Genomic DNA, 12771 nt, shown 5'->3' on the forward strand with positions numbered 1-12771 from the left:
CTTAGTCTTCAAGTATTTCTTCATTTCCATTTTCATTGACCATTTTTGTTACTGTTTTTTCCGCATCTTCTACGATACCTTTACAATAACGACTCAACTTAATGCCTTCCTGGAACTGATCCAGTGCTTCTTCCAGCGGGACATCGCCCTGTTCGAGTTTCTGAACGATGGTTTCCAGCTCTTTCATTGCTTCGTCGAATGTTTTCTCTTTATCCATTTGTTTCTCCTTTTCATTCCATTTCTTTCTTGATTGTCTCTGCCACTCTTGCTTTTATAAGACCGTCCGATACTGTGATATCGATCGGGTCATCCGGCTTCACCTGTTCGACCGATTTCACTATGCCCCCTTTTCCCTGGGTGATGGCATACCCTCGGCTCAGAATCTTCAGTGGGGATAAGTGGTCAAGCGACTGGATCAGGTTATTCACATCGTTCTCTTCGTTTTTCACAAGTTGTCTGGCTGAAGTCATCAGCTGTTTGGTAAGTGCATCCAGATTTCCGGCAGCCTGTCTGACCTGGGTTCCAGGATGGTAGGCTTTTAGTTCCTGATCCAGTAGATGGACCCGGTACTTCTCTTCTTTCACCTGGTTATCTGCTGTCCGGATCAGCTGATCTGTCAGCTGGTCAAGGTTCTGACTGTATCCGTCATACAGGCGTCTGGGCTGTCTGAAAATATACGAACGCTCCAAACGGTCGACACGTTCCTTTTCCCGTCTGATGATCGTCGTCATTGCCTGCATCACCCGCTGACGGTTCTGACCGATTCGGCCGACTTCTTCAGTCAGTACAGGGACAGCCAGTTCTGCAGCCGCCGTCGGTGTCGCAGCTCTGATATCAGCAGCCAGATCGGCCAGGGTCGTATCGGTCTCATGTCCGACAGAAGAAATGACAGGTGTCTGTGCGTTTGCAATGGCCAGCGCCACTCTTTCTTCATTAAAAGGGAAAAGGTCTTCGAATGACCCGCCTCCACGTCCGACGATCAGCGTGTCCAGGTTATATTCATCTGCCTGACGGATACCTCTGACGATGGAATCCGCGGCTTTTTCTCCCTGGACGACAGCGGGAAACAGATACAGTTCCACGATCGGGAAACGGCGTTCGATCGTCGTCTGGATATCCCGGATAACGGCTCCGCTCTGGCTTGTTACGATCCCGATCTTTTGCGGGAACCGTTTAAGCGGTTTCTTCCGGTCGAGATCGAACCAGCCTTCATCGGTCAGTTTTTTCTTTGTCTGCTCGTAAGCGGCGTACAGCTGCCCTAAGCCTTCCGGTTCGATATGATCGACATAAAGCTGGTAGGAGCCAGTTTTTTCATACACAGACAGGCGACCGACCGCCAAGACGCTCATCCCCTCTTCGAGATCCATAGAGAGGTTCTGCTGCTCTTTGTAAAACAGAACGGCAGACAGTTTCGCCCCCTGGTCTTTTATGCTGAAGTACTGATGCCTGTTTCGTCGCTTTGGATTGTAATTTGAAATTTCTCCTTTGACGAAAACACGCTCCAGATAAGGGTCATAATCAAATTTTCGCTTCACGTAACGTGTTAACTGAGTGACTGTTAAGTACTCCTGGTCCATATCATACTTTCCTTCCTGCTTTTTCAGTGCTGTTTGTTATGTAAATAGAAAAAGAGCAGAAAAGCAGACGGTTCTCCGCCTTGCTTTTCGCCCTCGTTTACTGCTCGTCATTCATCTCAATTTTGAGCTCATCCATAACAAAAGCAGATAATTTGGGAACGACAGAAAAAGTGCTATCTATTGTCAGCTATACTCTGAAGTATACCGTTGACGAACTTACTCGACTTGTCATCATTGAACGTCTTTGTCAGTTCGATGGCTTCGTTCATGACGATGCGTTTATCGACAGCCGGCTGGTATACTAATTCGTATGTCGCTAATCTCAGCAGTAATAAGTTGGTTCGCTCCAGACGGTTTATCGTCCAGTTCTTCAAATGCTTTGTAATGGTCTGATCGATCTCGTCGCGATGTTCCTGCACACCTGTGACTAAAACTCTCAGATAAGCCAGGGCATCGGTGACGATTTCTTCACTATTTTTCTTGCCTGGTAGTGCAGCGGCCATCGCTTCTTCGATCGTACGGTCGTCTTTATGAGACAATGTACTATCCAGGGCTAACTGAATGGCTTCATCTATGGTCAATTCTTCATGGGTAGCTAATTGGAAAAGAGACTGAAAGGCTTTTTCCCGAATTACACGCCTGACAGTGGTCACTCTTCCTCATCCTCTTCTCTGTCCAAGTCAAACAAGTCCTGGAATGATGTTTTTTCAGGTACGATATCTGCAATATGGATATTCACTTCTGCTAAAGTGATATCTGTCATATGGAAGATCTGTTCACGCACTTTCTTCTGGATGGCCTGCGCCACTTCAGGTACGTTGACGCCAAATTTGAAGTAGCAGTATATGTCTACTTTCAGACCGTCTTCATCAGAAGTTAAATGCACACCTTTTTTATGATTCGGTTTCCCGAAAGCGATTTTCATTTTTTTGGTAAATTTCCCCTGCATGGCATACACGCCATCCACTTCATTCGCCGCAATACCAGCGATAACTTCAAGCACTTCGGGGGCGACTTCGATTTCACCTAAAGGATTGCTCTGGTTCGTTCTCATCACTTTTTCTTCCACTGTCGTTCCTCCTTTAAAATGGTTCAGCAAACTTTTAATTAAGCACGGGAGACATATGTGCCTTCAGCTGTATTGACGACCAGTACATCATCTTTGTTGACAAACAGGGGAACAGTCACGACTGCACCTGTTTCCAGTGTAGCAGGTTTTGACCCGCCGCCGGATGTATCACCGCGGATGCCCGGTTCAGTCTCGACGACTTTCAGCTCCACTTTTGTCGGCAATTCAACGCCTAGAACTTCACTGCCATACATCATGATGCTGACTGCCATATTTTCTTTCATATATTTCAGTTCTTCTTCGATGCGCTCGCCAGGGATCTCCAGCTGTTCATAAGTATCCGTATCCATGAATACATGGCTGCCGTTATTGTCATACAAGTACTGCATGTTTTTATTCTCTATATGCGCCGTTTCAAATTTTTCACCGGCTCTGAATGTCACATCCTGAAGAGCACCTGTACGCAGATTTTTCAGTTTAGAACGAACAAAAGCGGCTCCCTTACCAGGCTTGACATGCTGAAATTCCATGACACGCCAGATGCTTCCATCATATTCGATCGTTAATCCATTTTTTAAATCACTTGTAGATATCATTCGTTTTCCTCCTAGTTACCTTTCGACCGGAATTGAATTACCGATACGATTGCTTGCTTCTATTGTATCATGATTAAATATGAAAACCTATTTTCACAGTTAAATTTTTCTGTAAATTTAACTTTTTTAAAGCTGGATCAGTTCTTTGGTTACATTCATCAGATTACGGCTGCCGTCTTTCGTGATGACCAGATCGTCTTCGATTCTGACCCCGCCTAAACCGGGGATATAAATACCGGGTTCATTGGTGATCACATTGCCTTCCACCAGCGGTTTGTCATTGCGGAAGTTGATCCCGGGGTTTTCGTGAACCTCCAACCCGATGCCATGACCGGTAGAATGACCAAACGCATCACCGTATCCTTTTTCCGTAATGTAGTCACGAGCTATCGCATCCAGTTCTTTACCTGTGATACCAGGTCTGGCCGCCTCGTTAACTTTCAGCTGAGCATCCAAAACGATCTGGTGGATCTTTTTCAGTTCTTCGCCGGGGTCGCCTAAAGAAAAGGTGCGGGTCATATCCGAGACATACCCTTTATAGTAGCAGCCGAAATCGATCGTGATCATGTCGCCTTCTTCGATCACCTTGTCGCTGGCCACACCATGAGGCATTGCCGACCGTTTGCCGCTGGCCACGATAGTGTCGAAAGAGACACTTGTCGCACCCTGTTCACGCATCAAAAAGTCAAGTTTGTTGGCGACAGCTATTTCTGTCACTCCGGGTTTAATGAAGTTTAGAATCTCTTCAAAGGCGTTCTCCGTGATCCTGATCGCCTGCTGGATCGTTTCGATTTCGTCTTGGTCTTTGATTTCACGCAGAGATTCCAGCAGACCACTGCTCGGATTCAATTCGCATGGCAGCAAGTCTCTGATCTGATCGAATGTAGCATAGGTCACGAAGTCTTTTTCAAAACTCAACACGCTGATTTTTTCCTTTTCAACGATGGTTTTCACTTCTTCATAAATCGGTCCTGTATTTTGAATCACTTCAAAGCCGACAGCCTGTTCTGAAGCTTGTTCCGTGTACCGGAAATCTGTGACAAAGAACGCTTTAGTCTGTGTCACCACACTCAGCCCAGTTGAGCCAGTGAATCCGGAGGCATATCTAAGATTGTATGGGCTGGTGATCAGTATTGCTTCGATATTCTGTTCTTTCATCTTGTTCTGAATTTTTTCTACACGTGACATCATTACACCCTATTCTATAATTTGAATTCCACTCTGTTCATTTTTTTATGAACACTCCTTTATCATTATAGCAAAGTAGTGGTGAAAAATAAACGCACGCCGGTATGTATGTCCATTGACCGAATATTAAGAAAGAGCATACTGTTAAGACTTTTATGTCTCACTACAGAAATGCTCTATCGTCTGTCCAGTTGATTTAAAAAGTTCTAGATCCTAGTGATTGAAATCCTTTTTTTAGGTCATTCCCGAAGCAAATCATTCGTTTCCTGTAAGCGTCTCTATTACTTCCAACGTTCCAGTCGATTCCCAAGACATGCCCGTGCTGCTGTTTTCATCAGTTGAAAACACATCACCAGTGTCTGAGTCTTCTGGAATGATCAGTATGCCCTTGGGATTTGGTTCCGGTTCGATGCGAAGCATCTGACGACGCGTATAATGGTTAGTCAAATGGGCTACGAGTGAATAGTCTGTATCCGTTTCTTTAATGATTTCCACGTGACCCTGGCTGAAATAGAGGGTGGCTGCTTCCACCTCTTCCCGTACAAGTCTGTCTTTGAGCAAAGACTCACTTACTTCGATCAGTGCTTTTGCTTCATAAGCCTGACTGATCTGATGCAGCTGCATCAGCTGATTATTAACGATAGCTGTCACGGACAGGATAAGAAACGAGATGAACAATAGTAAGTGAAAAGTCGACAGCAGCAGACTACCTTCTTCATTTGTCCTTAACTTCTTATCCATCATCCACTGTCCTGTTCATTCACACGTAACTTGGCGTTGTATTCTTCTCCATTTTTAAATTCCACCCGAATCGATAAAGCTTCTTCAAGCAATGAGAATTCGACAGCCAGCACCTCCAGCAGGATCGGCTGATGACCAAGCGCCCCTACCTGCCGCCTTATGATCTGAAAACGCCGTTCATACGTGATGTTCTCTATCCGCTGACCGACTGGATCAAACTTCTGAAAAGAGATCTGTTCTCTACTAGCTGAAACATTTTCACTATCGATCAGTTCGTGTTCCAGCTGGTTGATAAAGAGATGCCACTCGATTTGCCGTTCATCTTTTATATGACTCCGTGTCGTCTGGATCTGTGAAATGGCAAATGAGAACAGCAGTACACAGCTGCTCAGGATACTTAGAGCGAGGATGACTTCCAGCAGTGAAAAACCTTTGTCACTCTTCACGTGTACGTTCATGGATTCCACTCCGCGGTTATGAGCTCGACGCTGCTGACCAGATCCTCTTCAGCGTAAATACGAATACTGCTGGCTATTTCAATGCTGTGAGCTTTTACATCACCTGATACGAACTGGCGGCTCTTCAGATCACCCTGATCGTAAAACAAAGCAGTTTCGTATAAGAAGCGGTTCAGTTCAACGTTTGTTTTGGTCTGCTCCCTTATAACCATCAGCTCCATGGCAAACGGAAAGACGACGCCTATAAACAGGGCCAGTATGCTGAGGCTGACAAGACTTTCAAGCATGACAAAGCCGCCATCTTTTTCATTCAATGACAAATCGTCCACTTCCCATCTGAAAACTCACGGTCACTCTGCCGTGAATGGTGCTGAAATTCAATTCGTTGATGTTCCCCAGATTACCTGAACTTTTTGAAAACAGATATTCTTTTGATGTGCCGTATAAAGAGATGGATTCAGGTAAATAGAGGATGTGATTGGCCGGATGATCCGTGTTTTCCGTCCCAGTGACTCTGAACCGGATCAGCCGGTTGGTCGGCCGCACTTCCATGTTCGTCCAGTGGTCGTTGACGACCGCCTCTGTCTGGATGAGCGTGATCCCCGAGCGCAGAGCTTCAAAAAACAGCTGCGTTTCCGTTTCTTTTTTCAGCTGGGCAAAGTGCATCACCGGAAAGGTGGCCAGCAGTGACACGAGCGCTAAGACCAGCAGGACTTCAATGAGTGTAAATCCGTCGTCTTTTGCGAAAAAGGTGATCATGAGCTACTCCTTCACTCAGGGTCCACTCGTTACTGTTTTCTCGCTGACCACACCATCAGTGATTGTATACTTTTCATCAGCTTTAGCGAACTGCTTATCGGTAATATATTTGGCATCTTTGAGTACCGTCAGTGAAGCCGGGACCTCGTCATTATCCATCTTGTACATATCCACCTGGTTCTGAAGCACGCTCACCAGTGCTTCCTCTCCAGTATTGGCGGCATCGGTCTGTCGTCCGGACAGGTTCGGCACAAAAAGCAGAAGCAGGACCGAAATAATGAAGAGCACCAGTGACATTTCGATCAAAGTAAAGCCTTCTTCCCGTTTTATCCATGCATTGATTTGCTTCATTTTTTTTCCTCTTTTCCTAAAATGTCTGCAGCGCATTGAAGGTCGGCAGCAGCAAAGCCGCGTAAATCGCCACGATTACAAGCGCCACGAATATAAAGATGATCGGCTGAACCCAGTTCATCACCTGTTCGAGCTGTTTATCAAATTCCTCCTCGCACTCTCTGGCATACATTTCCAGCTCCTGCCCCAAATGACCCGATTTCTCTCCCTGCCTGACCACCAGAGTGACTTCTTTTTTCAAGAAGCTCAGTTTCTGGAGACTATCATGAAAGGACTTCCCCTGCTTCATTTCCATTTCTATATGTTCGCCCATTTCAGTGATAAGTGGCGACAAGGCATTCTGTTTCATGATCGTGACGACTTCCAGGAGGCTGCTGTTACCTTTGAGCAGAAATCCCCATTCGCTGGAGAAAAACTGGCTCCAGTATAAGGTGAACAGCGACGACCTGGTCCATCGGGTCAGCCACTGCAGGCGGTTCATTGGTGTCAGTTTCCTTCCCTTATTCATGAACAGCAGAAGGATGAATAGAGCGACAAGACTGCCTGCAGCCAGGATCTCGGGCGCATGATAGACCCCTCCAACGACAAGGCGGGTCCCAATATCAAGTTGTTCTGTGTGGACAGCCGTCAATTCGCTGATGTGCGGCAGGAGGATGAACCGCATCGCCAGCAGCATGATCATCACAAATACCAGGAGAACAGCGGGATACTGTAAAAGGGCCTGCATTTTCCGTTTTCTTTCTGCCTGTTTTAGCAGCTGACTGCCCGCTTTCACCGCCGTCTGAGCCAGTTGGCCATGAAAAAGCGAGAAATACAGCTGGGCACACACCACGTCGGAAAAACCTGCCTCCTTCAACGCTGTGGAAAACAGTTCGCCGCGACTGACTTCGGTGTGAATGACTTCAATCATCTTTTTGGCATCACTTTCCACGATGGTTTCCAGAAAAACCAGTGCTTCCTGAAGGGAAAATCCGTCTAACAGCAATTGACCGCAGCGCTTCAGGAATCGCCCCTGCCTTACTGTTTCTTTATGCGTTCGAAATATAATAACGGTGGTAGGTTTTTTCAGTGATATAGCCATTCAATAACACCTTTTCCAGTAAATGATTGAAATCCCGGCTGCCGTTTTTTTCCCGTAGCGATTTTCCGGCAGCATTCTTCTCCAGTACAGCTGAAAGTTCTGCAGCGGTCATCACTTCAAATAAGGCCAGCCGCTTTTTCCCTCTTTCGTGATGCGAACAGTACGTCTGACAATTCGTTCCACACAGCGGACAGTACAGCGGCAGCAGGGTCTGAAAGGCGACGCCGATCAGGGTCTGTTTGAGTAACGATAGCCCGACGCCTAACTCCTGCATCCTTGAGATGACCCCGCTGGCATTTTTGGCATGAATGGAAGCCACTATAAGGTGACCGGTCAGGGCACCGCGTATCACCATGCGGGCTGTTTCCTCATCGCGTATCTCTCCAACAATAATAACATCCGGGTGGTGCCTTAGGCTGGACTTCAAAAGGTGCTCATAGGAGATGCCAGCTGTCTCGTTGACCTGCGTCTGAAGGAAGCTGCTTTCTTCTATCTCCACCGGATCCTCGACGGTAATGACCTGCTGTTTCTCTCCCTGCATGCGGTTTTTGATCAGGTGGTACATGGTCGTGGTCTTGCCTGAATCCACCGGACCCGAAAACAGCAGCAGGCCGGATTTTGCCTGAACCAGCCGCTCCAGTTTCTCCCACTCGTGGGAAAAGAACGTTCCCAAAACGCCCTCTCCTTCTTCTTTCTGTTTCAGCAGGCGAATGACGAGAGATTCCTGCGACTGATAGTTGCTGATCGTTGAAAATCGGCAGTCGATGGCTTTTTCGCTCAGCTGGAACGTGGTACTGCCGCTCTGGGGTCGCCGCTTCTCTCCCACATCCATGTTCGACAGGAATTTAAAGTAGGAAATGAGCCGGGTGCCTTCTTCCCGGTCCAGATAATACTGTTTCTCCATCTGACCATTCAGGCGAAAGTAAACGTCGTAATGTTTCTGTTCAGGCAGTATATGGATATCACTTGTCCGGTAAGAATCGGCCATGGTGAGCAGGTGACCGGCAAAGGCCTCTGTGTCCATCACATCCTCCCTTTCATCAATTATTTGTCCTATCTTATATATTGTCCTTTTATTTTTTTGCTCACGAAAAAAACCTTGAATAAATGGAAAAATTTTCTCCACCTACTCAAGGTCTTATTTCGATCTGTTAAGTTTTTTCGTGATCACTCATTAAACTTCTGCGTTATGGTAGACTTCACTGACATCATCGTCGTCTTCCAGTGCATCGATCAGGTTTTCAAATGTTTCTTCCTTATCGGCAGGCACCGGCAAGGTCGTCTGCGGGATCATGGTCAGCTCTGCCTGATCCAGCGTAAAGCCCGCTTCTTTTAGTGCATCTCTAACGGCAGTGAAGTCTGTAGCTTCCGTATAGATTTCAAAGACTTCGTCACTGGTTTCCAGTTCTTCTCCACCTGCTTCAAGCACTTCCATCAGCATGGTATCTTCATCTGCATCAGTCGTTTCACGGTCGATAGCGATGTAGCCTTTACGGTCGAACATGTAGCTTACAGAGCCTTTTTCGCCTAAAGAACCGCCATTACGGTCAAACGCGACTCTGATATTGGTACTTGAACGATTCAGGTTATCTGTCAACGCATGAACCAGTATAGCGATCCCGTTAGGTCCATAGCCTTCATAAACCACTTCATCATAATTATCACCTTGTCCGGCATCGGTTGCGCGTTTGATCGCCCGATCGATATTGTCGTTAGGCATGTTGTTCGATTTTGCTTTGTCCACAGCCAGACGCAGGGAGGCGTTCATTTCCGGATCCGCTCCGCCGTCTTTCGCTGCTTTGTAAATTTCTTTAGATAATTTCTGGAAGATCTTTCCACGTTTGGCATCCTGTGCGCCTTTACGCTGCTTGATATTGTTCCACTTTGAATGTCCTGCCATCACAATTCCTCTTTCCTGAATTTGATTTACATTTTTCCTTTGTTATTATACCAAAATCTCCAGCTATATCAACCGGACAGAAAAAGAGTGGTGTCGCTTACAACCCACTCCTTATCCTTTATTCCTTTCTCACTGATCAGAATCAAGATCTGAAGCGCAGTTTCTGTCGTCTTCTCCCCTTAGGTCTGGCAAGCAAGGCTATTACTACCCCGACAAGCGCACCGGCGGTATCCAGCATCACATCTTCCATGAGCGCCGTACGCTTCGGATGAAAAGCCTGTCTCAACTCATCAAAAGAAGCATAACCGACCGAAAGCAGCAGGGCCACTAAAAACGTGAGCCACGGTTGAGCCATCCGGTTTCTTAGTCCCAGGAACCAGAATAATCCCAGCAGGAAGTAGGAGACAAAATGCGCCCCTTTTCTGATGAAGAATTCTATAAATCCTATGTAACCACGTGCGGCAACGCTCACTTCGCTGCCGGCATACATAAATTCGATCCGTTCAAAAAGTCCACTCAAAGGTTCGCCTTCCAGCCACTGGTGAAGCAGGGGCTGTACATTCTGGTCTTCATACCCCATCGAGGAGCTGTAATACAGCAGAGCCATGACACCAAACGCGAGCAGCAGATATACATTGTCTATAGGTCTTACTTTTCTATTCATTCTCATACACCTCATTCAGTCAATACCTCTATTCTAACTGATGTGTCTGGATATGGAAAGAAAAAAACGATACAATAAAAACAGTCTAATTTAAGGGGAGAGATAATCAATGACAGCATCACAGAATTGGAATATGGACAGCGTCTTTGAAGGGGGAAGTCATTCAGAGGCTCTGCAATCTCGTATTAAAGAGCTAGACACACTGATCCAGGCGACTCTGACTCAAATCAGCGCATGGCAGCCTTCAAAAGATCATCCGGAGTTCAACGAACTGGCCGCATTCCTTGAAAATAGAGAAACCATCGGCAACGGCCTGTCTGAAGCCGGAACCTTTGCCCGCGGTCTGTTCTCAGCCAATACTAAAGATCTTCAGGCTGCAAAAGTGGTGAATCAGCTCAGTACCGTCGCCAGTCAGATGAGTGAAGTGGAAACCCTCTTCATGAAAAAGCTGAAAGACGTGCCGGAAGATGAATGGAACACTTTAGTAGCCACCGAACCGTTCAAACAGAGTGCCTTCCCACTGCAGGAAAAAAGGGAAAAAGGTCAGAAGTTATTATCCGAAAAAGAAGAAAAAATCATCCAGAAGCTGTCTCTGGACGGATTGAATGGGTTCGGCAATATGTACCAGACCATCGTCAACAGTGTCAGCGTGCCGTTTGAGGAAGACGGTAAGATCATTTACCTTTCAGCCGGACAGGCAGCCAACAAGCTGACAGGGTCTGAAGATCCGGCTGTCAGAGCACGTCTGTTGAAGGACTGGGAGATGGCCTGGAAAGAAAAAGCGCCGCTGTTTTCCGATACACTGAACCATCTGGCCGGGTTCAGACTACAGACCTATGATTTGAGAGACGAGAAAGATTTCTTGACGCCGCCGCTTGAATACAACCGCATGAAAGAAGAGACGCTGAACACCATGTGGGACACGATCACTGAGAACAAGCCGAAAGTAGTCACATTCCTGAACCGCAAGGCAGCACTTATGGGCAAAGACAAGCTCAACTGGGCCGATGTGACGGCACCTGTTTCTGTCGGTGATTATGAACCGAAGACCTATTCATTTGAAGAAGCACAGGACTTTGTGACCACTCACTTCGGAACATTCAGTCAGGAAATGCAGGATATGGCACAGCGGGCTTTTGATGAAGGCTGGGTCGAGGCTGAAGACAAAGAAGGCAAGCGTCCCGGGGCCTACTGCTCCAATCTGCCCGAAAGCAAGCAGTCCCGTATCTTCATGACGTTTTCAGGCAGTGCCAACAACGTGTCGACACTGGCTCATGAATTAGGTCACGCCTATCACAGCCACGTCATGCGTGATCTGCCGGCATTGAACCGCAGCTATGCCATGAATGTAGCCGAAACAGCCAGCACCTTTGCGGAAATGCTGATATCTGACGCGACTGTTGAAGCCGCTGCCTCTGAAGAAGAAAAGATCGCCCTTCTGGACAGTAAAATCTCACGTGCGGCGATCATGTTTATGAATATCCATAGCCGCTTCCTGTTCGAAAAACGTTTCTACGAAGCCCGTCAGAACGGTCTCGTCAACGAAGAGGAACTGAGTACCATTATGGAAGAGGCACAAAAAGAAGCCTTCCTGGATTCGCTGGACACTTATCACCCGACGTTCTGGGCAAGCAAACTGCATTTTTACATCACAGGGATCTCATTCTACAACTTCCCATATACATTCGGTTTCCTGTTCAGTCTGGGGATTTATTCCAAAGCCAAGCAGGAAGGACAGTCCTTCTCCGATAACTATCGCAACCTGCTGAGAGATACGGCCAGCATGACGACGGAAGACCTGGCTGAAAAGCACTTGGCAGTCGACCTGACTCAGCCGGATTTCTGGCAGTCAGCGATCGATGAGATCTTAACAGATATCGATGAGTACCTTGCATTGACCGCAGATCGTGTTTAACATCAATCTGTGAACAAAGTCGATTGGAAAGGAGCAGCACACTCTTTCAGGGTGACCGCTGCTCCTTTTTGCTTTATCTGCGTGTTGATTTCCTGATGATAGATTGATTGCGCTCAGTCAGTCTACACTTATAGCCGAGTACTGTCTATCGGACCGGCAATGGACGTGCTGAAGAGGCGTTGATACCTGAATAAGCTCAATGTCCCCTTCATTAAGCTCGCCAAGTTTATACATGGGGCTGAGTACGTCTAATGTCCCCTCCATTAGACGTACTCGCTGCTGGTCAGCATTTGGGTGCCCCTTATTCCTTCATCATTAACACTGCTCAGAATGTTTGCTCCCTCAGCACGTCGAATGCATTCGTCATTGACAGTACTCGCGCGTCATCTGAATGGAGCCCGCCTATTGCCCCCTCCATTTCCCTCGCTCACATTTTTTTCTGATCCGAGTACGTTTATTGAAGGCTGCATTC

At 46.9% G+C, this 12771-nt stretch carries 16 protein-coding genes; 1 reads left to right on the forward strand and 15 read right to left on the reverse strand.

All coding sequences use genetic code 11. The features are described 5' to 3' along the window. Position 1: 1 nt before the first annotated feature. From BM049_RS04570 to BM049_RS04640, 15 genes are all read right to left on the reverse strand, one after another. Positions 2-217 (reverse strand): exodeoxyribonuclease VII small subunit, encoded by a 216-nt coding sequence (locus BM049_RS04570; protein ID WP_091529027.1) that lies wholly within the window; start codon positions 215-217, stop codon positions 2-4. A 13-nt stretch (positions 218-230) separates the two neighbouring features. Then, the gene (gene xseA / locus BM049_RS04575) at positions 231-1577 is read right to left on the reverse strand and encodes an exodeoxyribonuclease VII large subunit (protein ID WP_091529029.1); all 1347 of its coding nucleotides are present in this window, start codon (positions 1575-1577) and stop codon (positions 231-233) included. A 173-nt stretch (positions 1578-1750) separates the two neighbouring features. Next, on the reverse strand, positions 1751-2230 hold the full coding sequence (gene nusB, locus BM049_RS04580; RefSeq protein WP_091529030.1) for a transcription antitermination factor NusB: 480 nt from the start codon (positions 2228-2230) through the stop codon (positions 1751-1753). Then, positions 2227-2631 carry an Asp23/Gls24 family envelope stress response protein gene (locus BM049_RS04585; protein WP_091529202.1) on the reverse strand — a complete coding sequence of 135 codons (405 nt, stop codon included), beginning with the start codon at positions 2629-2631 and terminating at the stop codon, positions 2227-2229. The genes nusB and BM049_RS04585 overlap by 4 nt, the downstream gene beginning before the upstream one ends. Before the next feature lie 53 nt (positions 2632-2684). Further along, positions 2685-3242, reverse strand: a complete 558-nt coding sequence (gene efp / locus BM049_RS04590) for an elongation factor P (protein WP_091529033.1) — start codon at positions 3240-3242, stop codon at positions 2685-2687. 126 nt (positions 3243-3368) lie between these two features. Further along, positions 3369-4433, reverse strand: coding sequence for a M24 family metallopeptidase (locus BM049_RS04595; RefSeq protein ID WP_177188591.1), 1065 nt, complete (start codon positions 4431-4433; stop codon positions 3369-3371). Between the two features lie 252 nt (positions 4434-4685). Beyond that, the gene (locus BM049_RS04600) at positions 4686-5171 is read right to left on the reverse strand and encodes a hypothetical protein (RefSeq protein ID WP_091529036.1); all 486 of its coding nucleotides are present in this window, start codon (positions 5169-5171) and stop codon (positions 4686-4688) included. Then, a complete protein-coding gene (comGF, locus tag BM049_RS04605; RefSeq protein ID WP_091529038.1) occupies positions 5171-5629 on the reverse strand; it encodes a competence type IV pilus minor pilin ComGF in 459 nt (152 codons plus the stop codon). Before comGF ends, BM049_RS04600 begins: the two co-directional genes overlap by 1 nt. Continuing rightward, positions 5626-5949, reverse strand: a complete 324-nt coding sequence (locus BM049_RS04610) for a hypothetical protein (protein ID WP_091529039.1) — start codon at positions 5947-5949, stop codon at positions 5626-5628. Before BM049_RS04610 ends, comGF begins: the two co-directional genes overlap by 4 nt. Then, positions 5936-6388, reverse strand: coding sequence for a competence type IV pilus minor pilin ComGD (comGD, locus tag BM049_RS04615; RefSeq protein ID WP_091529041.1), 453 nt, complete (start codon positions 6386-6388; stop codon positions 5936-5938). The genes BM049_RS04610 and comGD overlap by 14 nt, the downstream gene beginning before the upstream one ends. A gap of 15 nt (positions 6389-6403) precedes the next feature. Then, positions 6404-6739, reverse strand: coding sequence for a competence type IV pilus major pilin ComGC (gene comGC / locus BM049_RS04620; protein ID WP_245751859.1), 336 nt, complete (start codon positions 6737-6739; stop codon positions 6404-6406). 16 nt (positions 6740-6755) lie between these two features. Further along, on the reverse strand, positions 6756-7820 hold the full coding sequence (comGB, locus tag BM049_RS04625) for a competence type IV pilus assembly protein ComGB (protein WP_091529044.1): 1065 nt from the start codon (positions 7818-7820) through the stop codon (positions 6756-6758). After that, entirely contained in the window at positions 7768-8844 is a 1077-nt protein-coding gene (comGA, locus tag BM049_RS04630) for a competence type IV pilus ATPase ComGA (protein ID WP_091529046.1), read from the reverse strand. The genes comGB and comGA overlap by 53 nt, the downstream gene beginning before the upstream one ends. A 150-nt stretch (positions 8845-8994) precedes the next feature. Then, a complete protein-coding gene (locus BM049_RS04635; RefSeq protein WP_091529048.1) occupies positions 8995-9720 on the reverse strand; it encodes a YebC/PmpR family DNA-binding transcriptional regulator in 726 nt (241 codons plus the stop codon). A 142-nt stretch (positions 9721-9862) separates the two neighbouring features. Continuing rightward, positions 9863-10384, reverse strand: coding sequence for a VanZ family protein (locus BM049_RS04640; RefSeq protein WP_091529049.1), 522 nt, complete (start codon positions 10382-10384; stop codon positions 9863-9865). A 109-nt stretch (positions 10385-10493) separates the two neighbouring features. Here BM049_RS04640 and BM049_RS04645 point away from each other — a divergent pair, with 109 nt between their 5' ends. Next, the gene (locus BM049_RS04645) at positions 10494-12299 is read left to right on the forward strand and encodes a M3 family oligoendopeptidase (protein ID WP_091529051.1); all 1806 of its coding nucleotides are present in this window, start codon (positions 10494-10496) and stop codon (positions 12297-12299) included. The last annotated feature ends 472 nt before the right edge of the window (positions 12300-12771 follow it).

The sequence above is a fragment of the Alkalibacterium subtropicum genome, from assembly GCF_900112455.1.
Taxonomy (GTDB): domain Bacteria; phylum Bacillota; class Bacilli; order Lactobacillales; family Carnobacteriaceae_A; genus Alkalibacterium; species Alkalibacterium subtropicum.

Coding starts and splice junctions, on each gene's coding strand:
- BM049_RS04570 (WP_091529027.1), bottom strand. CDS start 217: ATGGATAAAGAGAAAACATTCGACGAAGCAATGAAAGAGCTGGAAACC.
- xseA (WP_091529029.1), bottom strand. CDS start 1,577: ATGGACCAGGAGTACTTAACAGTCACTCAGTTAACACGTTACGTGAAG.
- BM049_RS04585 (WP_091529202.1), bottom strand. CDS start 2,631: ATGAGAACGAACCAGAGCAATCCTTTAGGTGAAATCGAAGTCGCCCCC.
- efp (WP_091529033.1), bottom strand. CDS start 3,242: ATGATATCTACAAGTGATTTAAAAAATGGATTAACGATCGAATATGAT.
- BM049_RS04595 (WP_177188591.1), bottom strand. CDS start 4,433: ATGATGTCACGTGTAGAAAAAATTCAGAACAAGATGAAAGAACAGAAT.
- BM049_RS04600 (WP_091529036.1), bottom strand. CDS start 5,171: ATGGATAAGAAGTTAAGGACAAATGAAGAAGGTAGTCTGCTGCTGTCG.
- comGF (WP_091529038.1), bottom strand. CDS start 5,629: ATGAACGTACACGTGAAGAGTGACAAAGGTTTTTCACTGCTGGAAGTC.
- comGD (WP_091529041.1), bottom strand. CDS start 6,388: ATGATCACCTTTTTCGCAAAAGACGACGGATTTACACTCATTGAAGTC.
- comGC (WP_245751859.1), bottom strand. CDS start 6,739: ATGAAGCAAATCAATGCATGGATAAAACGGGAAGAAGGCTTTACTTTG.
- comGB (WP_091529044.1), bottom strand. CDS start 7,820: ATGGCTATATCACTGAAAAAACCTACCACCGTTATTATATTTCGAACG.
- comGA (WP_091529046.1), bottom strand. CDS start 8,844: ATGGACACAGAGGCCTTTGCCGGTCACCTGCTCACCATGGCCGATTCT.
- BM049_RS04635 (WP_091529048.1), bottom strand. CDS start 9,720: ATGGCAGGACATTCAAAGTGGAACAATATCAAGCAGCGTAAAGGCGCA.
- BM049_RS04640 (WP_091529049.1), bottom strand. CDS start 10,384: ATGAATAGAAAAGTAAGACCTATAGACAATGTATATCTGCTGCTCGCG.
- BM049_RS04645 (WP_091529051.1), top strand. CDS start 10,494: ATGACAGCATCACAGAATTGGAATATGGACAGCGTCTTTGAAGGGGGA.